Annotated in this window: 24 protein-coding genes; 19 read left to right on the forward strand and 5 right to left on the reverse strand. The window is 27.5% G+C overall.

Translation table 11 applies throughout. The annotated features are described in order from the left end of the window. Positions 1 to 3 precede the first annotated feature (3 nt). From lysS to ACBT_RS08420, 13 genes are all read left to right on the forward strand, one after another. Positions 4 to 1,527: a lysine--tRNA ligase gene (gene lysS, locus ACBT_RS08360; RefSeq protein WP_024775986.1), complete on the forward strand. Its 1,524-nt coding sequence runs from the start codon at positions 4 to 6 to the stop codon at positions 1,525 to 1,527. 10 nt (positions 1,528 to 1,537) lie between these two features. Then, positions 1,538 to 2,800 carry a serine hydroxymethyltransferase gene (locus ACBT_RS08365; protein ID WP_024775240.1) on the forward strand — a complete coding sequence of 421 codons (1,263 nt, stop codon included), beginning with the start codon at positions 1,538 to 1,540 and terminating at the stop codon, positions 2,798 to 2,800. Positions 2,801 to 2,823: 23 nt separating this feature from the next. Next, positions 2,824 to 3,867: an SPOR domain-containing protein gene (locus tag ACBT_RS08370; protein WP_024775985.1), complete on the forward strand. Its 1,044-nt coding sequence runs from the start codon at positions 2,824 to 2,826 to the stop codon at positions 3,865 to 3,867. A 12-nt stretch (positions 3,868 to 3,879) separates the two neighbouring features. Further along, the gene (locus ACBT_RS08375) at positions 3,880 to 5,292 is read left to right on the forward strand and encodes an anthranilate synthase component I family protein (protein WP_024775984.1); all 1,413 of its coding nucleotides are present in this window, start codon (positions 3,880 to 3,882) and stop codon (positions 5,290 to 5,292) included. A 9-nt stretch (positions 5,293 to 5,301) separates the two neighbouring features. Next, positions 5,302 to 6,084: a pyridoxine 5'-phosphate synthase gene (locus ACBT_RS08380; RefSeq protein WP_024775983.1), complete on the forward strand. Its 783-nt coding sequence runs from the start codon at positions 5,302 to 5,304 to the stop codon at positions 6,082 to 6,084. After that, positions 6,077 to 7,003 (forward strand): 4-hydroxythreonine-4-phosphate dehydrogenase, encoded by a 927-nt coding sequence (gene pdxA, locus ACBT_RS08385; protein WP_024775982.1) that lies wholly within the window; start codon positions 6,077 to 6,079, stop codon positions 7,001 to 7,003. The genes ACBT_RS08380 and pdxA overlap by 8 nt, the downstream gene beginning before the upstream one ends. Further along, entirely contained in the window at positions 7,000 to 8,070 is a 1,071-nt protein-coding gene (locus ACBT_RS08390) for an AAA family ATPase (RefSeq protein WP_024775981.1), read from the forward strand. Before pdxA ends, ACBT_RS08390 begins: the two co-directional genes overlap by 4 nt. A 57-nt stretch (positions 8,071 to 8,127) precedes the next feature. Further along, on the forward strand, positions 8,128 to 8,835 hold the full coding sequence (gene pyrH, locus ACBT_RS08395) for a UMP kinase (RefSeq protein WP_024775980.1): 708 nt from the start codon (positions 8,128 to 8,130) through the stop codon (positions 8,833 to 8,835). 18 nt (positions 8,836 to 8,853) lie between these two features. After that, positions 8,854 to 9,075, forward strand: a complete 222-nt coding sequence (locus tag ACBT_RS08400) for a DNA-directed RNA polymerase subunit omega (RefSeq protein WP_024775979.1) — start codon at positions 8,854 to 8,856, stop codon at positions 9,073 to 9,075. Positions 9,076 to 9,100: 25 nt separating this feature from the next. Then, entirely contained in the window at positions 9,101 to 11,260 is a 2,160-nt protein-coding gene (locus tag ACBT_RS08405) for a RelA/SpoT family protein (protein WP_024775978.1), read from the forward strand. A 15-nt stretch (positions 11,261 to 11,275) separates the two neighbouring features. Beyond that, positions 11,276 to 12,484 carry a tyrosine--tRNA ligase gene (gene tyrS, locus ACBT_RS08410; RefSeq protein WP_024775977.1) on the forward strand — a complete coding sequence of 403 codons (1,209 nt, stop codon included), beginning with the start codon at positions 11,276 to 11,278 and terminating at the stop codon, positions 12,482 to 12,484. Positions 12,485 to 12,497: 13 nt separating this feature from the next. After that, a complete protein-coding gene (locus ACBT_RS08415; RefSeq protein ID WP_024775976.1) occupies positions 12,498 to 13,577 on the forward strand; it encodes a nitronate monooxygenase in 1,080 nt (359 codons plus the stop codon). Between the two features lie 611 nt (positions 13,578 to 14,188). Further along, a complete protein-coding gene (locus tag ACBT_RS08420; protein WP_024775975.1) occupies positions 14,189 to 15,094 on the forward strand; it encodes an N-acetylmuramoyl-L-alanine amidase family protein in 906 nt (301 codons plus the stop codon). Here the strand turns inward: ACBT_RS08420 and ACBT_RS08425 are convergent. From ACBT_RS08425 to ACBT_RS08440, 4 genes are read right to left on the reverse strand one after another with little or no spacing between them, the layout of a single operon-like run. Next, positions 15,057 to 15,500, reverse strand: coding sequence for an NUDIX domain-containing protein (locus ACBT_RS08425; RefSeq protein WP_024775974.1), 444 nt, complete (start codon positions 15,498 to 15,500; stop codon positions 15,057 to 15,059). The two genes, ACBT_RS08420 and ACBT_RS08425, sit on opposite strands and share 38 nt — an antisense overlap. A gap of 2 nt (positions 15,501 to 15,502) precedes the next feature. Beyond that, entirely contained in the window at positions 15,503 to 16,570 is a 1,068-nt protein-coding gene (locus ACBT_RS08430) for an LptF/LptG family permease (protein ID WP_024775973.1), read from the reverse strand. Between the two features lie 2 nt (positions 16,571 to 16,572). Continuing rightward, the gene (pth, locus tag ACBT_RS08435; RefSeq protein ID WP_024775972.1) at positions 16,573 to 17,127 is read right to left on the reverse strand and encodes an aminoacyl-tRNA hydrolase; all 555 of its coding nucleotides are present in this window, start codon (positions 17,125 to 17,127) and stop codon (positions 16,573 to 16,575) included. Positions 17,128 to 17,136: 9 nt separating this feature from the next. Beyond that, positions 17,137 to 17,673, reverse strand: coding sequence for a 50S ribosomal protein L25/general stress protein Ctc (locus ACBT_RS08440; RefSeq protein ID WP_024775971.1), 537 nt, complete (start codon positions 17,671 to 17,673; stop codon positions 17,137 to 17,139). A gap of 148 nt (positions 17,674 to 17,821) precedes the next feature. On the opposite strand from ACBT_RS08440, the gene folD reads away from it, so the two are divergent. The 4 genes from folD (at position 17,822) to ACBT_RS08460 (ending at position 21,266) form a co-directional block, all read left to right on the forward strand. Beyond that, positions 17,822 to 18,682: a bifunctional methylenetetrahydrofolate dehydrogenase/methenyltetrahydrofolate cyclohydrolase FolD gene (folD, locus tag ACBT_RS08445; protein WP_024775970.1), complete on the forward strand. Its 861-nt coding sequence runs from the start codon at positions 17,822 to 17,824 to the stop codon at positions 18,680 to 18,682. Further along, entirely contained in the window at positions 18,683 to 19,462 is a 780-nt protein-coding gene (gene lepB / locus ACBT_RS08450; RefSeq protein WP_024775969.1) for a signal peptidase I, read from the forward strand. Further along, positions 19,463 to 19,918 carry a ribose 5-phosphate isomerase B gene (gene rpiB / locus ACBT_RS08455; protein WP_024775968.1) on the forward strand — a complete coding sequence of 152 codons (456 nt, stop codon included), beginning with the start codon at positions 19,463 to 19,465 and terminating at the stop codon, positions 19,916 to 19,918. Between the two features lie 118 nt (positions 19,919 to 20,036). Then, the gene (locus tag ACBT_RS08460) at positions 20,037 to 21,266 is read left to right on the forward strand and encodes an HD domain-containing protein (protein ID WP_024775967.1); all 1,230 of its coding nucleotides are present in this window, start codon (positions 20,037 to 20,039) and stop codon (positions 21,264 to 21,266) included. Positions 21,267 to 21,288: 22 nt separating this feature from the next. Here ACBT_RS08460 and ACBT_RS08465 read toward each other — a convergent pair whose 3' ends face one another. Then, the gene (locus ACBT_RS08465; protein WP_024775966.1) at positions 21,289 to 23,253 is read right to left on the reverse strand and encodes a TonB-dependent receptor; all 1,965 of its coding nucleotides are present in this window, start codon (positions 23,251 to 23,253) and stop codon (positions 21,289 to 21,291) included. A gap of 283 nt (positions 23,254 to 23,536) precedes the next feature. Between ACBT_RS08465 and ACBT_RS08470 the strand changes: the two genes are divergently transcribed. Beyond that, on the forward strand, positions 23,537 to 23,992 hold the full coding sequence (locus ACBT_RS08470) for a hypothetical protein (protein WP_024775965.1): 456 nt from the start codon (positions 23,537 to 23,539) through the stop codon (positions 23,990 to 23,992). 3 nt (positions 23,993 to 23,995) lie between these two features. Beyond that, positions 23,996 to 24,262, forward strand: a complete 267-nt coding sequence (locus ACBT_RS08475) for a hypothetical protein (RefSeq protein WP_024775964.1) — start codon at positions 23,996 to 23,998, stop codon at positions 24,260 to 24,262. The last annotated feature ends 49 nt before the right edge of the window (positions 24,263 to 24,311 follow it).

Below are 24,311 nucleotides of genomic sequence, written 5' to 3' on the forward strand. Positions count from 1 at the left end.
AAATTGTTTGAAAATAAATATATACAACAAAGAATAGAAAAAGCTGATGCATTAAGAGAGTTAGGAATAAATCCTTATGCAAATGATAGTAAAAGAGAATTAAGTATTCAAGATTATTTAGATAAAAACAGTGATATTTTTAATCTTGAATCAAAAAGAGATGAAAATAGAAATTTTGTTATAGCTGGTAGAATTAAATTCTTTAGACTAATGGGAAAAGCTAGTTTCTTAAAGATTGAAGACCAATCAGGAATGTTACAAGTTTATGTAGCTAGAGATAATTTAGAAGAAAATTTTTACAATGATATTTTCAAAAAATATGTAGAAGTGGGAGACATAGTTGAAGTAAGTGGATATCCATTCGTAACTGGTCAAGGAGAACTTTCACTTCATGTAGATAATTTAAAAATACTTACAAAAGCTATTTCACCACTTCCAGAAAAATATCATGGTATTCAAGATAAAGAGCTAAGATATAGACAAAGATATCTAGATTTAATTATGAATAGTGATGTTAAAAACACTTTTCAAACAAGAAGTAAAGTTATAAGTTTAACTAGAAGATTCTTTGAAGAAAAAGGATTTTTAGAAGTAGAAACTCCTATGATGCATCCAATTGCAGGTGGTGCAAATGCTAAACCTTTCGTTACTCATCATAATGCTTTAGGAATCGATAGATATTTAAGAATAGCACCTGAATTATATTTAAAAAGATTAATTGTAGGTGGATTTGAAGCTGTATTTGAGATAAATAGAAACTTTAGGAATGAAGGTATGGATGCAACTCATAATCCTGAATTTACATCAATTGAGTTTTATTGGGCATATAAAACTTATAAAGATTTAATTAAATTAACAAAAGAGTATTTTGAATACTTATTCAAAAATTTAAACCTTCCTTCAAAACTTCCTTATGGAGATTTTGAAATAGATTTTACAGAGTTTACAGAAATTCCATTAATTGAATCTTTACATAAAATTGGAGGAGTTCCTGCTGATATAGTTGAAGATAAAGATAAAATATTAGAATTCTTAAAATCAAAAAATCTTGAAGCAAATCCTAAATTAAATCTTGGGCAACTTCAAGGAGAACTTTTTGATGAATTTGTTGAAGCTAAGTTAATAAATCCTACATTTATTACAGAGTATCCAGTTGATATATCTCCACTTGCAAGAAGAAGTGATGTAAAATCTCATTTAACAGATAGATTCGAGTTATTTATTGCAGGAAAAGAGATAGCAAACGCATTTAGTGAGCTTAATGATCCACTTGATCAATTAGGAAGATTTGAAGCTCAAATGGCAGCTAAAGATGGTGGTGATGATGAAGCTCATGAGATGGATGAAGATTTTGTAAATGCTTTATCTTATGGTATGGCACCAACAGCAGGACAAGGAATTGGAATTGATAGACTCGTAATGATGCTTACAAATCAACACTCTATTAGAGATGTTTTATTATTTCCTGCAATGAAACCAGTTAAACAAGATTTTGACCTTTTATTAGATGAAAATGAAGAAAAGTAAGGAACAAGAGATGAGATATATAACAGAAGAAAATTTAAAAGTAGCAGACTCAGAGGTATTTGAAATAATTGAGGCTGAATTAAAAAGACAAACAAACCATTTAGAAATGATTGCTAGTGAAAACTTTACTTCACCTGCAGTTATGCAAGCTATGGGTTCAGTATTTACAAACAAATATGCTGAAGGTTATCCATATAAAAGATATTATGGTGGTTGTGAGCAAGCTGACAAAGTAGAACAACTTGCAATTGACAGAGCTTGTAAAATATTTGGTTGTAAATTTGCAAATGTTCAACCTCACAGTGGATCTCAAGCAAATGGTGCAGTTTATGCAGCATTATTAAAAGCTGGTGATAAAATCTTAGGTATGGATTTATCTCATGGTGGACATTTAACTCACGGAAGTAAACCTAGCTTCTCTGGTCAAAACTACTCTGCTTTCTATTATGGTGTTGAACTTGATGGAAGAATTAATTATGATAAAGTAGCTGAAATTGCTAAAATTGTTCAACCAAAAATTATTGTTTGTGGTGCAAGTGCATATGCTAGAGAGATTGATTTTAAAAGATTTAGAGAAATAGCTGATAGTGTAAATGCTATTTTATTTGCTGATATTGCTCACATTGCTGGTCTTGTTGCTGCTGGTGAACATCAATCTCCATTCCCTCATGCTCATGTTGTAACAACAACTACTCATAAGACTTTAAGAGGTCCAAGAGGTGGTATGATTATGACTGATGATGAAGAGATTGCTAAAAAAATTAATAGTGCAATTTTCCCAGGATTACAAGGTGGACCTTTAGTTCATGTAATTGCTGCAAAAGCTGTTGCATTTAAAGAAATTCTTGATCCAAAATGGAAAGATTATGCAAAACAAGTAAAAGCTAATGCAAAAGTATTAGGAGAAGTGCTTGTAAAAAGAGGATATGATATTGTAAGTGGTGGAACAGATAATCACTTAGTACTAGTATCATTCTTAAATAAACCATTTAGTGGTAAAGATGCAGATGCAGCTTTAGGAGATGCAGGAATTACTGTAAATAAAAATACAGTTCCAGGTGAAACAAGAAGCCCATTTGTTACAAGTGGTATTAGAATAGGAAGCCCTGCACTAACTGCAAGAGGAATGAAAGAAAAAGAATTTGAATTTATTGCAAATAAAATTTGTGATGTACTAGACAATATTGAAGATAAAGAGTTACATAAAAAAATCAACAAAGAACTTGAAGAATTAGCAAGCAACTTTGTTATTTACAACAGCTCTACGTATTAAGGTTAAAAAATCAAGGATAATTTATGCAAATAAAAGGTAATGAGTTCTTAAAAAATGTTCAAAAGAAACAAGAAAGAGAAGAGTTAGAAAAAAGATTACAAGAGCTAAAAGCTTCAAATGAAAATAGTTACATTGAAGATGAACCTCAAACTATTAAGCAAAATGTACCTTTCATTCAACCAGAAAGTGTAATAAACCCATATCAAAATAGTTTTGAACAAAATTTACAAAGTAATCCAAATTTAAACTCTCAACATGAACTTGATAACATAATGCTTGGTGCGTCAGCATTTAGCAATGAAGATAATAAGAAAAAATATATTATGCTAGGAGTTGTTTTAGTAGTATTATTTTTACTGACAATTATAATAATTAGATTATTAACTAGTGATTCATCAAGCAAAGAGGACTCTTTTACTTCAAATGGTGCTAAAACTTCTGAATCTAAAAGCTTATCAAATAATAATATAGAAGAAAACTTTCAAAAAATAATTAATGAAAGAGCAAAAAAAGATAATGAACAGATGATTGATCCAAGTAGACTTTCGGCAGAAGAGAGACTAAATAATATTCAAACAACTCAAGAAACTACTCAACAAGTTGAACAAACAAAACAAACAACAACTGAACAAGAATCTATATCAAACGAAACTATAGATAATGCTATGAAAAAAGTTGAAGAACAAAAAGCCGCTAAACAAATGCAAAATGTTCAACAAACAAAATCAGAAATAATTAAAAAAGAGCCTGTTGCTCAGAAAACTGAAACTAAAAAATCTGTAAAAGATTTAGTTGTAGAAAATAGTAGTAATTCTACAAGTAATTCAGCTCCAAGTGATGGTTACTTTGTACAAGTTGGTGCATTTACTAAAAAACCAGCTGATAGTTTTATAAATAAAATTAGAAGCGGTAATTTAAAATATAAAATTTATCAACATGAAGTAAATGGAGTCCTATACAATAAAGTATTAATAGGACCATATCCTACAAAAGATGCAGCTACTAAAAATGTTGGAAATATAAAAACAACTTTAGATGTTGCAAATGCTCATGTAGTTAAATTTTAAGAAAGATAATTTATGAATTTTTATAATAAAACTTTATTTTTAGATCAGTTTACACCTGTATCAATTTATGAAAAAGTAAAGGCTCTTTATCCAAATGAGCTTAGCTTTTTATTTGAAAGTAGCATTAGCTCAAATAATGATGGAAATTTTTCATATATAATTATTGGATCAAGAGAAAGAGTTTGGTATAAAAATAATGAGTGTTTTTTTAAAAATGAAGAAGGCAAAATAGAAAAAATAGATAATAACCCTCTTTTATTTCTAAAAAAATATTATAAAAAATTTGATAAAGAAATTTATAAACAAAAATCTAAAGAATTAGGTATTGGATTAATAGATGGTTTCATTGGAAATGTTGGTTATGATATGGCCAAAGAATTTGAACCTAAATTAAAAAAATCTATGAGTAATTTAGAAGATCAGCTAAATATTCCTGATTTAGATTTAATTAGACCAAAAATAATCTTAGCATTTTCACACAAAACATCAAAATTAGTAATTCTTACTTCTATTGATGAGTTAAAAGATGAACTTGAAGTTATAGAAAATGAACTTTTAAAGCCTTATTCTTATACTCCATTAAAAAAAGCTATTTTAATCGATGATGGAAAATTCAATTATACAAAAGAAGAATTTTTCACAATGGTTGATAAATCTAAAGATATGATAAAAAGTGGAGATGTTTTTCAAATACTTATGTCTAATAGATTTATACAAAATGCCATAGTTGATCATCTAAGTTTTTATAGAGCATTAAGAAGTAAAAATCCAAGTCCATATCTTTTTTTACTACAATTTGAAGATTTTTCAATAGCAGGAAGTTCTCCAGAAGTTATGATTAGACTTATTGATGGTCACTTATTACTACGTCCTATTGCAGGAACAAGAAAAAGAGGAGCTACTTTAGAAAAAGATTTAGCAATGGAAGATGAACTAATAAATGACGCTAAAGAAAGAGCGGAACATTTGATGCTTGTTGATTTAGGACGTAATGATGTAGGTAGAGTTGCAAAAGCTGGAAGTGTTAAAGTAACAGAGCTTATGAAAATTGAAAGATACTCACATGTAATGCATATTGTTAGTGACGTTGAAGCAATTTTAGATGACAAATATGATATGTTTGACCTCTTTATGGCTACATTCACAGCAGGTACCATGACAGGTGCTCCAAAAATAAGAGCAATGGAACTAATTTCAGAATTTGAAAAAATAAAAAGAAATTTTTACTCAGGAAGTATTGCATATTTTGGATTTGATGGAAATATGGATAGTGCAATAACTATTAGAACTTCTCTTCTTACAAAAGATAAAATTATTTTCCAAGCAGGTGCTGGCGTTGTTGCTGATTCAAAACATGAAGATGAATTTTTAGAAGTTCACAATAAATTAGCTGCAAATATAGCTACTTTAAAAGATTTAGTATAAAGGAAAATTATGCTTTTAGGTGTAAACATAGACCATATTGCAACTCTAAGAGAAGCTAGAAAAATAAACGATCCAAATCCACTTGATGCTGTTAGTATTTGTAAATTAGCAGGTGCAGATCAAATTACTATTCATTTAAGAGAGGATAGAAGACATATTCATGATATTGATGCAAAAGCTATAATAGAACAATCTGCACTTCCAATAAATCTTGAATGTTCAATAAATAATGATATTATTGATATTGTATGTAAACTAAAACCATTTAGAGCAACTTTGGTACCTGAAAATAGAAATGAAGTAACAACAGAAGGTGGTTTAGATTTAGAAAGCAATTTCAATAAAATTGATGCAGCTATACAAAAATTAAAAGAAAATGAAATTGAAGTTTCACTTTTTATTGATCCAAATAATAAATCAATCGAATTGGCAAATATGTTAGAAGCTACTTGGGTAGAGTTACATACTGGTTCTTATGCAAATATTTTTGCAATGTTATATACAAACTTGAAGCATACTCAGCATTCAATAAAAGAGCTAGAATTGAGTCAAGACGAGCTTATAAATAAATTAAATAAAAGCTTAGAAGATATTAAAACTGCTTCAAACTTTGCTTCAAATTTAGGTTTAAAAATTGCTGCTGGACATGGATTAAACTATCAAAATGTAAAAAATATTTGTAATATAAAAGAAATATCTGAATTAAATATAGGCCAAAGTATAGTTGCTAGGTCAGTTTTTACTGGATTACATGAAGCAATTACAGAAATGAAGAAAATAGTAAATGGATAATTTAAAAAAAATTGCTATTAGCATTGGAGATTTAAATGGTATTGGCGTTGAAATAGCTTTAAAATGTCATGATGAGATTTCAAAAATATGTCAACCAATTTATTGTATAAACAGTAAAATGCTATCTCAAGCTTCAAAATTGTTAAAATTAGATATTCCCGAAGGATTTAAACTTTTTGAAACAAAAGGTGAATTTGAAATAAAGCCAGGAAGTGTTTCAAAAAAATCTGGTAAATATTCATACAACTCTTTTTTAGATGCTATAAATTTAGCAAATAAAAAAAAGGTAGATGCAATTTGCACTCTTCCTATAAATAAAGAAGCTTGGAATAAAGCAGATATAAGATACAAAGGACACACTGAAGTATTAAGAGATTATTTTGGTAAACATGCAATTATGATGTTAGGTTGTGAAAAAATGTTTGTAGCTCTTTTTACAGAGCACATAGCTCTTAAAAAAGTAGCAAAAAAAATAAATGATAATGATTTAACAAATTTTTTAATAGATTTTTATAAAAATGTAAAATCTGAAAATATAGGTGTTTTAGGACTAAATCCTCATGCTAGTGACAATGGTGTATTAGGAGATGAAGAAATAGAAATTTTTAAAGCAATAAAAAAAGCTAACAAATATTTTGGTAAAAATATATTTAAAGGACCTTTAGTTCCTGATACTGCATTTTCTCCTCTTTCAAGAAAAAATTTCAATTACTTTGTTGCAATGTATCATGACCAAGGATTAGCTCCATTAAAAGCTTTATATTTTGATGAAAGTATAAATGTGAGCCTAAATCTTCCAATAATAAGAACTAGTGTAGATCATGGAACAGCATTTAATATTGCTTACAAAAATGAAAATATAAATACTCAAAGTTATTTAAATGCCATAAAAGAGGCAATAAATTTAAGTAACAAATGAAGCTACTTGAAGAAAATTATCAAATAAATTTCTCTAAAATTAATTTTTTAGAGAGAAAAATAAAAATTATTAATTCAAAAACAATAATATGTGGTCCCTCAAAAGTTGGAAAATCATATTTGGTATATGACTTTCTTAGTAACTTCAAAAATGAAGATTATTTATATATAGATTTTTTTGATTTAAGAAATAAAAATATAACTAATGAACTGCAATTTTTAGATGAATTCATTAAAGAAAAAAATGTTGAAGTACTAATTTTAGAAAATTTTGACCATCAATGTAAAATTCCAGATTGTACAAATATAATATTAACTTCACAGAAAAATATAATTTATGAAAATTTTGAAAAAATAAATTTATATGCTTTAGACTTTGAAGAATATTTACTTTTTGATTCAAAACACCAAAATATTACTCAAAGTTTTAATAGTTTTCTAAAATATGGAAACTTAGCTCTTTCTATAACAACTGAAGAGCATAAAAAATTATCAAAACTTCAAGAAATAATTAAATTAAATTCTAAAGATGAAACAAGCTTTGAAATTTTAAAAATTCTAATAGAAAATATTGACGAAAGAAAGTCTATATTTCAACTTTACAATCAACTAAAAACTAGAATTAAAATTTCAAAAGATAGATTTTATGAAGAATGTAAAGAGCTTGAAGAAAAAAATAATATTTTTTTTATAGAAAAATACAATCAAGAAATGAGTCTAAAAAAGATATATACTTACAATTACGCTTTTCTAAACGCTATAAGCTTTACAAAGAAATTCAAACAAGAATTTACAAATATGGTTTTTTTAGAATTATTAAAAGAAAATAACAAAATATTTTATCTTGAAAATATAGATTTTTACGTAAAAGAAGAAAATTTAGCAGTAGTATGTATTCCATTTTTCAATCAATTAATTAACTCAAATATTTTAAAAAAAATTGTTAAAACTGCAATCGAGTATAATATTAATAAAATAGAAATTATTACAGTTTCTAATAGTGAAAATTTGTCAAATAATAAAATAAAAATAAACGTGATATCATTTTATGAATGGGCTTTAAGCTAAGAGTTTGTTAATAATTTTTTGGATAAAATGCAAAAATTATTATATAAAAGAGAGCAGATGAACAAAAGAGTACTTGTTAAATTTTCTGGAGAGGCTTTAGCTGGAGCTGAAGGTTATGGTATAGATACAAAGATTTTAGATTATATTGCAGAAGAGATTAAAACTCTAGTTGAATATGGTGTAGAAGTTGCTATTGTTATTGGTGGTGGAAATATAATTAGAGGTGTTACTGCAGCTGCTGATGGTGTTATAAAAAGAACAAGTGCTGATTACATGGGAATGCTAGGAACTGTAATAAATGGAGTTGCTATGCAAGAAGCTCTTGAGCACAAAGGATTAAGTGCAAGGCTACAAACAGCGATAAAAATGGAAGAAATTGCTGAACCTTTTATTGTAAGAAAAGCAATGAGACATTTTGAAAAAGGTAGAGTTGTTATTTTTGGAGCAGGAACTGGAAATCCATATTTTACAACTGATACTGGAGCAACATTAAGAGCAACAGAAATTGGTGCTAGTATGCTTATAAAAGCAACTAAAGTAAACGGTGTATATGATAAAGATCCTATGAAATTTCCAGATGCACAAAAATTAGATATTTTAAGCTATGATAGAGCTTTAGAAGATCAAATAAAAGTTATGGATGACACAGCAATTGCTTTAGCAAAAGACAATAGACTTCCAATAGCTGTTACAAATATGAATGAACAAGGGAACCTTCTTAGAATTGTAAAAGGTGACTATAGTAAATGTTCGATAGTAAAATAATTTAAAAAGGAAAATTAAATGGAAAGATTAGAAGAAAGAATTTCAAGAGCATTAAAACAAGTTGATAATGATAGATATATTTTAGCTATAGCTGTAGGTCAAAGAGCAGATGAATTAAGTAAAGGAGCTAAACCTCTTTTAGCTCAAAATACTCAAAAAATGAAATATACTGACATTGCTATAGATGAAATAGCAAGTGGTTTGTTAAAAATAGATGGATTGGTAAGTAAAGAAAAATAGTCTTTTGTCTATTTTAATATAATATATGAATAATTTTCTTAGAGAAGTACAAAGTATTAACACTATTGATAATGCTATAAATAAACTTAAAACAAGAATTAATGTTTCAGATAAACTTTATGAAATTATTGAGTTTATAATTGAAGCACACGAAGGTCAGTTTAGAAAGAGTGGTGAACCATACGCGGTTCACCCTATACTGGTTGCCACAATTACTTCAAGTTTTTCACAAGATGAAGATGTAATTGCAACTGCTCTTTTACATGATGTTGTTGAAGACACTCCTTTTACTTTAGAGTATGTTGAAGATAGATGGGGTAAAAATGTTGCAAATATGGTTAAAGGGCTTACTAAAGTTTCTGATATAAGAGAAGAAAATTTTGTAACTTCAAAAGACTCAACAGATGCAAAAATTGTTCAAGCAGCTCTTACTTTTAGAAAAATGTTAATTGCTTCTGTTGATGATCCAAGAGTTTTAATTGTAAAATTATGTGACAGACTTCACAATATGCTAACACTATCAGTTTTAGCACCTAATAAGCAAAGAAGAATAGCTGAAGAAACTTTAGTTGTTTATGTTCCAATTGCAAACAGATTAGGTATTTCTATGCTAAAAAATGAACTTGAAGATTTAGCATTTTTTTACATATATCCAGATGAATACAATAAGATTGATAATTTTTTAAAAGAAAATGAACAATCTATGCAGTTAAGCTTTAATAATTTTATAACTGTTACTAAGAATCTATTAGAAAAAAATGGTTTTGAAGAAAAAGACATTAAAATTTATTCTAGAGTAAAACATCACTATTCAATATATTTAAAGATGCAAAGAAAAGGAATTACAATTGAGGAAGTCCTTGATTTATTTGCTATTAGAATTTTAGTTTCTAGTGATATTGAATGTTACAAAGCTTTAGGTCATATTCATCTAGAATTTAAACCTTTAGTTTCAAGATTTAAAGACTATGTTGCAACTCCAAAGGAAAATGGATATCAGACAATCCATACAACAGTTTTTTATAATTCAAAAATTTATGAAATACAAATTCGTTCTTTTGATATGCACAATATTGCTGAATATGGAATTGCAGCTCATTGGGCCTATAAAACTGGAGAAAAAAACAAATCTTCAATACAAAATGCAAATCTTAATTGGTTAAAATCTTTAGAGTTTTCAAATGATAATGTAGAAGAGTTTTACAATGAAACAAAAGAAAATTTATTTAATGACGAAATAATCGTTTATTCTCCAAAAGGTGAAGTTTTCATTTTACCAATTGGTTCAACTGCTTATGATTTTGCATTTGCTGTTCATACAAGTGTTGGAGAAAAAGCTGTCTCTTGTTTTATAAATAAAATTAAAAAACCTCTTTTAACAGTTTTAAAAAGTACAGATATTGTATCTATTGAAGTTGGTGAAGAAACTATCGTTAGATGTTCTTGGATAGATATGCTAAGAACTCCTAGAGCTAAAAAACAACTAAGAATTTTATGTGCTCAAAGACAAAAAGAGATAGATAAACTATCAGGTAGAAATATTTTGAATACTGTATTCTCAAGATATTATGAAAATATTTTAGAAGTACATGATGTTGATAATATCTATAAAGTACCTCAGGTTTTAAGCTATTTTAAACATGCAAAACTACTTTTAGAAAAAAGAATAACAAAAGAAAAAGGGTTAATGGCTAGGTTTAAAATTTTAACTAGCAAAATTAAAGAATTCAAATTTGACAATATGATGATTTATTCAAATTTTAATATAAATTCTATCTCTTTTGATCATTGTTGTCATCCTAAGTTTGGTGATGATATTGTTGCTTTTAGAAATGGAACAGACGCAATAATTCATCATAAAATGTGTGACAAAGCATATTCAAAAATAAAAGCAAATCACCAAATGTTATTTTGTACATGGACAAATAGCAGTGTATTTAGATACAAAATGCTAATTAGTATTCCAAATACTAAAGGAGAGTTAGCAAAAGTATTTAATTATTTATCAAAAAATGATTTTTATATTCTAGTTGTAAATTTTGGAAGACAAAAACATACTTACAATCAATATTGCGATATAGAATTTGAAACAAATAAATCAAATATAGATGAAGTTAAAAAAATTGTTGAAAAAGAGATAAAAGTTATTGAATTTTTATCAAAAAAAGATGCATACAATAAATAAAAGGTTTAATAAAATATGGAAAATAAAATTAATGAAGCAATAAAAGAGATACAAAGAGGAACGGCTGAAATTATAGATATTGAAGCTATTACAAAATTAATAAAAAGATATTTTGAAACAGGTGAAAACTTCTATGTAAAAGCTGGATTTGATCCTACTGCTCCTGATATTCACCTAGGACATACGGTTTTAATCCAAAAACTTGCAACTTTTCAGAAATTTGGAGCAATTGTTCAATTTTTAATTGGAGATTTTACTGCAACAATAGGTGACCCAACAGGAAAAAGTGAAACAAGAAAAGTTTTAAGTGAAAGTCAAGTTTTAGCAAATGCAGAAACTTATAAAGAGCAAGTTTTTAAAATTTTAGACCCAAATAAAACACAAGTTGTATTTAATAGTACATGGTTAAAAGAACTAGGAACAGGAGGTCTTATAACTCTCGCTTCAAATTTAACAGTTGCTAGAATGCTTGAAAGAGATGATTTCTCAAAAAGATATTCAAGCAACACTCCTATTGCTGTTAGTGAATTTTTATACCCTTTATTACAAGGTTACGATTCTATAGCTTTAAATAGTGATGTTGAATTAGGTGGAACTGACCAAAAATTCAATCTTTTAATGGGAAGAACTTTACAAAAAGCTTATAACTGTAAAAAACAACAAGCTGTTTTAATGATGCCAATTCTTGAAGGGCTTGATGGTGTTCAAAAAATGTCAAAATCTCTAGGTAATTATATCGGAGTTACTGACGAACCATTTGATATGTTTGGAAAAGTGTTATCAATATCAGATGAATTAATGTGGAGATATTTTGAACTTCTTTCAGATAAAACTTTAAAAGAAATAGAAGATATTAAAAATGGAGTAAATAATGGTACTTTACATCCAAAAAAAATAAAAGAGGAGTTAGCAGCAGAAATTGTTGATAGATTCCATGGAACTGGAGCTGGTTTAGCTGCTAAAGAAGAGTTTGAAAAAGTATTTGCAAAAAAAGACATTCCAACAGATATAGAAGAATTTACTTTTGATACTGAAATATGGATTTGTCAAGCACTTGTAGATACAAAACTAGTTGAATCAACTTCTCAAGCAAGAAGAGATATAAAATCAAATGCGGTGTCAATAAATCAAGAGAAAATAAGTGATGACAAGTTAAACTTATACCCTGGAGAATACATAATCCAAAAAGGTAAAAAAAGTTTTGCAAAAGTAATAGTAAGATAAAGAAAGGCTAATTGTGAGAATAGGAAAATATGAAATAAAGCACCCAATAATTCAAGGTGGTATGGGTGTTGGAATTAGTTGGGATCAGTTAGCTGGGCACGTTAGTCTTGAAGGTGGTTTAGGAGTAATTTCGGCAGTTGGTACAGGATATTATAAAAAACTTAGTCCAAAAGTACACATCACTATGAAAAAAGACAAACCTAAAGAAGTTATAAATTTTTATAGTAAAGAAGCTTTAACAGAAATTTTTGATAATGCTAGAAAAATTTGTGGAAATGCACCATTAGCTTGTAATATATTATATGCAATAAATGATTATGGAAGAGTTGTAAAAGATGCTTGCGAGGCTGGTGCTAATATTATTATAACAGGTGCTGGAATTCCTACAAATATGCCTGAATTCACAAAAGATTATCCAGAGGTTGCATTAGTTCCTATCGTTTCAAGTGCAAGAGCATTAAAATTAATTTGTAAAAAATGGCAAAGATATAACAAATTACCTGATGCTGTAATCGTTGAAGGACCTTTAAGTGGGGGGCATCAAGGGTTTAAGTATGAAGATTGTTATAAAGAAGAGTTTCAACTTGAAAATATAGTTCCACCTGTTATTGAAGAAGCAAAAAACTGGGGTGATATACCAGTAATTGCAGCTGGAGGGATTTGGGATAAAAAAGATATTGATAAATTTTTAGCTTTAGGTTGTGTTGGAGTTCAAATGGCTACAAGATTTATTGGTACATCCGAATGTGATGCAGATGCTAAGTTCAAAGATGTTTTATTAAATGCAAAAGAAGAGGATATAGTTCTAATGAGTTCTCCAGTTGGTCTTCCTGCTCGTGGAGTAAAAACAAATTTACAATTTGCAATAGAAAATAAAACAGCGCCAAAAGTTCAATGTATTTCAAACTGTGTTGCGCCATGTAATCGTGGACATGAAGCTAAATTAGTTGGTTATTGTATAGCCGATAGATTAGGAGCTGCTTATAAGGGTGATACAGAAACTGGATTATTTTTCTCAGGTTCAAATGGATATAGAATAGATAAAATAATCTCCGTAAAAGAGTTAATGGAAAAATTAACTAAGGGAGAGTAATTATTTTAAGGTTAATTTTAATACTTTTTATTTTCTTAAATCTCTGTTTTGCTACTTCTCTAGAAGAACAATACAGAGATGCAAAAATAGAGTTTTTAAAATCATCTTTAAAAAAAGATGATAATCAAAAAGTTTCTGATTTAAAAAAAGTTATAGATTTAGGAAAAAAACTCAATAAAGATACTACTCCAGATGAAGCAAAACTAAAAATTCTAGAATCTCGACAAGAAAAAAGTCAAAAATATATTGAAAAGAATGAACTTAAAATAAAAAAAGCTGAAGTTATAAATAAAAAAGAACCTTATATAGAAAATAATAAAGACATTTCTAGTAATCAGAGCATTGACACTCAAAATTTAATTAAACAAATTACTCAAATTGAAAATAAAATAGTTGTAAAATTTAATAAAAATATTGATAAAAGCTATCTAACACATAAAGGTATAAAAAGAGATGGTATTTATGAATATACTTTCGAGATAAATGGTAAGTATAAATATACAAATCCAACTAAAATATCAATAGAAAATATTGACAAAGTATCTGCCTTAGATTTAAATAATAAAACTATAATAAGAATAGAGAATGCTTTTAAACCTAAAATATCTTTTATGATAAAACCTGATGAGTTAATTATTATGGCAGAAAGTGATAATCCTAGTTCAAAACAAGAAGTAGCTAAAAACCAAAATACCATAGAGAAAAAAAACTCAAAAAAAGAAGAACAAAAAGTTCAAAATAATTTAGAAAAAAACGAACAAAAATCAAATCCAAAAGAAAAATCTGTTATAGAAGATGAAGTAATTTTTTCTGATAACAATAATAAATCAAATCCAAAAAATAGAATTATTGTAATTGATGCTGGACATGGTGGAGATGATGTTGGTGCTGTTGGACCAAATAAAAGATATGAAAAAGTTGTTAATTTAGAAGTTACAAAATATCTTTACAAAATCCTAAAGCAAAGAGGATATAACGTATATTTAACAAGATCAAATGATAAGTTTATAAAAGTTATGGACAGGACTATATTAGCAAATGATAAAAATGCTGATCTATTCATATCTATTCATACAAATGCTATGCCAAAAGAGAAAGCTAACAGTACAAGTGGTATTGAAACATTCTTTTTAAGTCCTGCTAGAAGTGAAAGAGCAAAAAGAGTTGCTGCACTAGAGAATAAAGATGATATTAGAGAAATGAATGAAAGCTCGAAAAGTGCATTTTTAGAGAGCTTAAATCGTCCAAGAATAACAGCTTCTCACAAATTTGCTATAGATGTTCAAGCTGGTCTTTTACAATCAACTAGAACTAAATATAAAGACGTAAAAGATACTGGTGTAAAAGAAGGACCATTTTGGGTTTTAGTTGGAGCACAAATGCCATCAATACTAATTGAATTAGGATTTATTTCACATCCTGAAGAAAGTAGAAGACTTTATGAAAAAAGTTATCAACAACTTTTAGCAAATGGTATTGCTAATGGAATAGATTCTTACTTTTCAAAAAATCCTTAATATCTTTTATTAAATCTTTTTGCTTGCTCTTTATCTTTGGGAGTTTAGATATTGAGAAAAATTTAACATCAGAATTTTCCCAAGATAAGTATTCAGGTTTCAATTTATCTTTATTAAAATACTTATCTATATTATCAATATTTGAAGCATTTACAAGCCAAATACCAACATTTTTCTCTATATTTACTTGTTCAAAATATTCTTCAAAAAGTGCTATATCAACATTTATAGAAGATTCCTCAAAAAATTCTCTTTTTGCACATTCATAAGCGCTCTCATCTCTTTCTTTGCTACCTTTTAAACATCCCCACTTATCACCACTAGTAACACCTAAACAAAGTAAGATTTTTATATCTTTTTTTGAAACTTTATATAAAACAATCCCATAAGATTTTACATTTATCATAATTACGCTCTTAACTTTTTAAAATAAAAATATATTGACACTACAAACCATATTATTAAAGGTAATAATATTGCCAATTCAGGAACAATAGTACCTGAGTTTGTAAGTTTATAAAGCATAAAAAATAGACCCCAAATAATAAGAGTGCCAAATACAGAAAATGATATAAATTTCCCTAAATTAAAGAATCTACTATTTAATGATGTATAAGCATATATCAACAAAATTATTGGAAAAATAAAAAATGGTATAAAAATTTGATTATAAATTATACTTCTTATTTTTTGTGTATTAACATCTTGTTTATTTAATAAAATTAAAGCAGAAATTGCATCAAATAAAGAATATTCTGATTTATTTTCATAAACATTATCCAAAATTTTTGGTTTAAATCCATCCAAAATTGTCAAAGTATCTGCATAAGTTATATCTAATTTTGAATCTTTTACATCTATAACTTCTGGTTTTTTTATAACTTTAACATCATATATTTCCCATTTATTATCTTTGAATTTTGCAGTTTTAGCAATTAAAGTTTCTACTAATTGTTCATCTTTAATTTTAAAAACATGTACATCTTCAGCAATTTGTTCTAATGGTAAAAGTTTTTTAAAGTAAACAAAATAACCATCATATTTTAAAAATATATCACTTTTTGTACTTGAAAAATACTCATTATCTAAAATTTTCTTTTTTTGGTCATAAGAATAGGCTAATGGCGTTGTTTGAAGTGCAATTAAAGTAAAAATTAAAGTAAGTGCACTAAATAAAATTGGAAATAAAATATCTCTTCTTGAAGCCCCAAGAGCATTAAATGCTACAAATTCATTGTTTTTCACAAAGATTACTAAAGTTACAACCCAAGCAAATATTATTGACAAAGGTAGAGCTAAAGTTAAAGTAAAAAAACCATTATATAAAATATACAAAAGTTGTAAATTTGCTGATGCAGGTATATTTTTAAAATTTTGTAAATAGTCGATTCCAACAAAAAAAATCTCTAAAGAGACTAAGACTATAATAAAATTTTTTAGATATTTTTCTAATAAGTACTTTGTTAATGTATTCATATTCACTTCAATGTATATTTAGATTTTACTTCATCTATACTAAGCTCTTTTAAGGCTTCAACAGATAAAGCAATATGAGGAATAATTCTACTATATAATTCTTCTAGTTCTTCTTTTGAAAAATTACTTAAAACATAATTTGCAACATCTTCTTTATTTTTTGGCTTTCCAATACCAACACGAACTCTTATATACTCTTTTGTTATATGAGAATCTAATGATCTAAGACCATTATGTCCACCATGACCACCACCTATTTTAAACTTTACAGTTCCAAAAGGTAAATCTAAATCATCATGAATAATAATAATATTTTCTAAATCAATTTTATAATAATCTTTTATAGAGTTAACAGCAACTCCAGAATTATTCATATATGTAATTGGCTTAGAAAATAGATTATAACCTGATTTTAAAAGAGTAGACTGAAAGTTTGGATTATTTATATTTGAAGTGTTTAGATTTTTAGTTATATAATCTATAACTAAAAATCCAATATTGTGTCTTGTATTTTGATATTTTTCACCAATATTTCCAAGACCAACAATTAAATACATAAATTTTAATTATTTAGCTTTAATTACACCAACAATTGGTACTCTTGGATCTAAATAACAATCAACACCTTCAGGAAGAGTTAAATCTCTTAATAAAACGTTGTCACCTGTATCTAAATCTGCAACATCAATTGTAATGTTATTTGGTAAATTCTCAATTGTACATTTAACTGGTAATCTTCTTGTATGTAACATTAAAAGACCTTTATTTTTAAGACCTTTTGCACTTCCTGTTGCAACAACTGGAACTTTATATGAAGTTCTAACACCAGCTTGAGCTACCATTAAATCAACATGTAATAAATCTGAAGTAATAGGACATTTTTGGTATTCTTGAACAACAACTTTTAAAGTTTTTCCTGCAACACTAACATCAAAAGCTAAAGTGTTTTTATTTCTTAAATATTTAATAAAATCATTTCTTTTGAATGCAGCAGAGATGTTCTCTAAACCTTTTCCATAGATATTTGCAATTAAATAACCTTCTTTTCTTAAAGCTTTAACTGCAGCTTTAGTTATACTATCTCTTACGATACCCTCTAACATTGTAATCCTTTTTTTTAAATTGAGCGTGGATTATATAAAAAAATTACTAAATTTTAGGTTAATATAAAACTATTTTTATATTTTTGATAATTAAACCAATTTTGGATAAAATCTAACCTAAATTTCAAATAAAATGTAAGGCAATAACATGATATTACTAGACGGAAAAGCGCTATCAGCTAAAATAAAAGAAGAAGTTAAAGTTGAAGTTACACAAATTGTAAAAGAAAAAGAGATAACTCCAGGACTAGCAGTTATTCTTGTAGGAAATGATGCAGCAAGTGCAACTTATGTAGCGAGTAAAGCAAAAGCTTGTAAAGAAGCTGGAATTTATTCTGTTGTTCACGAAATGCCAGAAACTATAACTCAAGAAGAGTTATTAGAAACTATAAATTTAATGAATAACAATCCAAAATTAGATGGTATTTTAGTACAGCTTCCTTTACCAAAACATATTGATACAACAACAGTTCTTGAAGCAATTAATCCATTAAAAGACGTAGATGGTTTTCATCCTTACAATGTAGGAAGAATGGTTTCAAATCTTGATTCATTTTTACCAGCAACTCCATTTGGTGTTATGAGAATGTTTGAAGAACACAAAATCGAACTTAGTGGTAAAAATGTAGTAGTAATTGGAAGTAGTGATATCGTAGGAAAACCTATGGCATCTTTATTAATAAACGCAAAAGCTACAGTAACAGTTTGTAATAGTAGAACAAAAGATTTAAAATCTCATACATTAAAAGCTGATATTGTTGTAATTGCTGTTGGTGTTCCTTATTTGCTTAAAGAAGACATGGTAAAAGATGGTGCAATTGTAATCGATGTTGGTATAAATAGACTTGATACAGGAAAATTAGTTGGTGATGCTGATTTTGAAGGATTAAAAAATAAATGTTCATATCTTACGCCAGTTCCAGGTGGAGTAGGACCAATGACAATTGCCATGCTTTTAAAAAATACTATAAAAGCTGCTAAGTTAAGAGACAAAAGAGAAACAAAATAAATGTTAAATAAAATTTATAAATGGTCATCTTCATGGACTGGAACAATTGTTATTGTTCTTGGAATTATATTTTTTATAGCTCAAGCTTTTGTAATTCCTAGTGGAAGTATGAAAAACACTCTTTTAATTGGTGATATGCTTTTTGTTAAAAAATTTTCTTATGGTGTTCCAACTCCTACTATTCCATGGTTAGAACTTAAAGTTTTACCAGATTTTAATAACAATGGACATTTAATAGAAGGTGAAAGACCAAAAAGAGGAGATATTGTAGTATTTAGATATCCACATAATCCTGATATTCACTATGTAAAAAGAGCTGTTGCAGTTGGTGGAGATATTGTTGCTCTAAAAGATAAAGTTTTATATCTTCATCCAAAAGAAGGAAATGAGTATGTAAAAACTGAATTTAAAGATTATGAAACAATAGAAATTAGTGGAAAATTATTTGTTGCAAACCCTTATTCAAAAGAACACAAAGGAATTCATAATGATCCAAATGTTACACGAGACATAGGTCCTAAAGAGTTATTTGATATGCATCCTATTGTAATTCCTGAAGATGAAACTTTTATGATGGGTGATAATAGAGACCATTCAAATGATTCAAGATTTTGGGGAAGTGTTCCATATAAATATATTGTTGGAACTCCTTGGTTCATATACTTCTCGTGGGATAGTGATTACAAAATTAGATGGGATAGAGTTTTTAAAACTGTTGAAAGCTTAGAAAAAAATATTGATATAACAAAAGAAATTAAGCATGAAGAAGGAATTTACTAAATGAAATATTATATTGGAGCAGATCACGCAGGAATAGAAATAAAAGCTTTCGTAAAAGATTTATTTGAACAAAGAGGACACGAAGTTATTGATATGGGTCCTTATTCAAAAGATAGAGTTGATTATCCTGATTTTGCAGAAAAAGTTTGTAAAAAAGTATTAGAAGATGTTGGTTCAATGGGTATATTAATTTGTGGTTCAGGACTAGGAATGAGTATGGCTGCAAACAAATTTGATGGAATAAGAGCTGCTTTATGTCACAATGAATATAGTGCAAAAATGGCAAGAAAACATAATGATGCAAATATATTATGTTTAGGTGAAAGAGTTAGCGGAGAAGGTATGATTGAAGCTATAATAAAAGCTTGGGATAAGGCTGAATTTGAAGGTGGAAGACACACTCAAAGAGTTGAAAAAATAAATGCTTTAGGAAAAATGGGAAGCTGTAGAGCTTAAAGGAAATTATTGTGAGTGATTGGCAAGTTTATTTAATGATGACAGTAATTGTTGGTGCTATGTTACTTGGTAAAAAAATGATGTTTTTTGATGAAAATAAAAAAAATAAGGATGATAAGTGATTAACCCAAAAATTATTGATTATATATTTTCAAGTGCTTCTATTCAAAGATGGAATGATTATCCAAGAATGGTTGAACTTGTAGAACTTGATAAACAAGCTCACAAATTCATAATTGCATATTTTATAGCAAAACTAGAAGATGATATAAACTTTACCCATCTAATAGAAGCTGGTATTTTTGAATTTCTAAGACGAGTTGTTGTTACAGATATACGACCTGATGTTTTTAGAAAAGCTTTACAAAAAAAATCAAAAGAGATTAATTCTTGGGTTGTAGAAAAATTAAGAATCTCTTTACAAGATATTGACAATGGAAATTTTTTACAAAAATTTGAAGAGTTCTTAAATGATTCAAATATGTATAAAAAAGAGAGATTTATTTTAAAAGCTGCTTCATATTTGTCAACTAGATGGGAATTTTCAATTGTATACCAAACAAGCCAATTTTTAAGTGATATTGAAGATGTAAAAAAAGCAGTTGAGGCTGAAATTGAAGACTATTATGAATTAATTGGTGTTCGAAAAATTGCTTTGAATAAGAAGCTTAGCAAGGTAATTGATTTAAGTGGAAGATTAAGATTTCAGAAACGTTGGGCACAAACTCCAAGAATTCCAGAAACTTCAGTTTTAGGTCATATGTTAACGGTTGCATTTTTCTCATATTTTTATAGTTTAAATGTAAAAGCTTGTGATAAAAGATTACAAAATAACTTCTTCACTGCCCTATTTCATGATTTACCTGAAGCACTCACAAGAGACATTATAAGCCCTGTAAAATACAGTGTGGATGAGCTTTCTGATATTATTGCAGAATATGAAGTGGCAAAAATTGAAGATGATATTCTTCCTAATATTCCAGAAAGTATTCAGCAAGAGTTCTCTTATATTTTAGGAATATATAACGGTATAAAAGAAGAATTTGCAAACAAAGTGAAAATTGATGGCAAAATCACTGAAGTTGAAGATATTAATAAATATAACCTTGATAAATACGAAGGAATAGATGGTTTAGCTTTAAAACAATGTGATAAATTATCTGCTTTTGTTGAAGCTAGTCTATCTATTTCTCATGGAATAAAGTCAAAAGAGCTTATTAGTGGGAAAAAAGAGATTTTAAAAGGTTTAAAAGAGATAAGTGGAATTGATTTTAAGAAAATAGCTCTTGAAATTGATAGTGAATTTGGAAGTAATGGCCAAGTTCAAACAACACTAGATTTTGAATAATTAATCTTAAAAATATAGCTTATTAAAAGCTATATTTTAAATTTACATATCCATATCTTCCTGGATCATTAAATAATATTTGATCTCCACCAACTTCTACATATCTAATATCTTGATAAGTATTTGTAGAATTATAAACTTTATCAAATACGTTATCAACTCCTAAAGTTAATTCAAAATATTTAAATAATTCTTGAGTATATTTTAAATTTGTAATAGCATATCCGGCAATTTCTTGTTCTTTTGCACTCTCGTCAAATTTACTCCATCTATCAACTGCTACTACTTCTACTTTGAATTTATATTTTTCATACTCATAACTTAAAGCTAAATTTGCTTTCAATGGTGGAATTTCAGCTAAATCTTTATCTCTATAATTTCCATCTTTTTTACCTCTTTGGTAAGCAAAACCATAATCAAATGCAAAATTATCTGTAAAATAATAATGACCACTTAAATCAAATCCATAAATTTTTGCATCAATATTTTCAAATTTTCCACTGTTATATATATAATCTTTTAATACTGAATAGAAAACTTTTGGTTTTACATAAAAATTACCAATAGTTTTTTCAAAACCTAAATCTGCTTCATAGTTTTTTGTATCTTCTAAATCTGAATTTGAAGCTGTTGTTTCTTGATATAGTTCTCTTGCATCTGGAACCCTTGAAGATTTACCAATACCAGCAAATACTTTACTTTGTTCATCAAAATTATAGGCTGAAAATATATATCCATTTAAACTAGAATATTTTTTATTATCAACATTTGATCTTTGTGTATCAATATCTGTATTATCATGTCTAAGACCTGCTTCTAAATCTAAATTCCCAATAGATTTTTCAACTTTTGTAAATATTGCTTTATTTGTTGTATCTGTAGAATACATACGATTAGTATTAGATGCAGTTATTGTACCAGTATTTATATTTGTACTATACATACTTCCTCTCCAATTTCTAACACTTGTATCCAATCCAACTGTAACTAAAGAATCCCCTACTTCTAAAGAGTTTTTAACTGTTGTCCCCCAAATAGAAGTTTTTAAGTGGTTAGTCATATATGTTGGCATTGTTCCACCATTTCTTAATTTTCCACTCATAGGGTGATCAACTTTTGAGTAATAATAATCTAAATCAAGTTGCTTAGATAAACTTCCCAAATCTCTTATAGTGTAACCTAAAGTATAAATATCACTATCATCATAATCAGCATCCATTGGACCAGCTGGATATAAAATACCATCATTTCTATTTGCTGTATATGAAAGTTTTAAGTCTTGATCATCTGTAACATTAAATTGAAGTTTTGTTAAAACGCTCTTTTTTTCAAAGGCATCAATATCATCTTTTTTATATTGAGTAGCAAACGGTACACCTCTTTTTATTTGTTGTTCTAAGAAATTATCACCATTTCCATCTTTATATGCCTTGCTCTCTTCTGTTGAAGCAGAAATTAAAGCTTTAACTTTATCATCACCACCTTCGATAGTTGCACTAGCTTTTTTATATCCAAAACTTCCAGCATTTAGATTTACTTCACCATGAAAACTTTCTTTTGGATCTTTTGTCTCAACTTGTACAAGTCCACTCAAAGTTCCAAAATTTTCAACATCAAAAGGACCTTCAATAACTTTAACATTTTTTATATTGTTTGTAACAACATGAGAAGTTGGAGGATCCATTCTATTTGGACATGCACCATGTATTTTTGCATTATCTATTAAAATATTTATATTATCTTTTTTTTGACCTCTTAGAATAATATCGTTTGCTATACCATTTCTTCTTACTATTGATATACTAGGAGAATTTTTCATTAAAGCTTCTGCTAAATCAGCACTTTTTAATTCTTCATCACTAATATTTTTCACTACTTCTGAATTAGATTTCTCAACTATATTTATATTATCTAAAGTTGTAGTCTCATTTGCACTTAAAACTGTAGCAACTGCAAGTGATAATAAAGTAACCCTATTTCCTCTCATTGTTCTATTTCCTTATTTCTTAAATTACATAAGTATTGCAAAGAGGTGTTAATTTTCTATTAAGCGGAAGCATGATTTTAATATTTTATAAAAAGAGAAAAAGCCTTTAATAGTACCCTTACAAGAATTTAATAGGTTTTTACCATATTAAAATTAAGTTTTAAAATATTAATTTTTTGTACAAAGTTGACACAGTGTTTCATAAAAAATATAAAATATTATTGACAAATAAAATTTATTGGTGTACAATTGACTTACAACTATTTTACAAACAGGAGCAAAAATGTCTTTAAACAAAAAATTAAACAAAATAGATGGAAAAGGTGAAGAGAAAAAAATAAATCTTCGTATGTCAAAAGGTAAAGCAGAAATTTTAGAAATACTTGCTGAACATTATGAAATAAATATTTCTACATTAATTAGAGAAATGATAGATAATTCTTTAATTCAATTACAAAAAGAATTAGTTCTTGTTAAAGAGGGATTAGGTGTAAAAGTTACAAACAGTCATGGAGAAGAAGAAATTAGATATTTACCAGATATTATCGAGATACTTGCACCAAGTATATATTTTGATTATTTCCCTAAAGATGATTTTAAGTCACCAGAAGAATATGATAACTTTATAATTGAGCATAATAGATTATCTGTTGAATATGGTTTATCAGAGGAAATTCATGGAACATCTCCAATTTCAAAAAAAGAATATGAATTTAAAAAAAATAGAAAAAAGGACTAAAGAATGAACATAATAATACAAGGAAGAGTAATAGATTGTTATGAAAAACCAATCTATGTAAATAAAGATACTGGCGAAACAACACCTAAAAAATTTGCTGTTCAATTATTAGCAACTCAAAATTTAAATAATGGTGTTTCAAAAAAAGAATTAATTGATATTACAATAAATGAAAAAGATTTACAAAAATATCAAGCTAATATAGGCAAGGATATGGAAATAAATTGCAGAATTTATTCAAGGTCGCCGATTTCACTATCAGCTTTTTAAATTAGTTGTCCAAAGGAAAGATTTTACTTGGCGGTTAGTCTCCCTTTGA

Origin of the sequence: Aliarcobacter cibarius, from assembly GCF_013372265.1 — a bacterium.
Lineage (GTDB): Bacteria > Campylobacterota > Campylobacteria > Campylobacterales > Arcobacteraceae > Aliarcobacter > Aliarcobacter cibarius.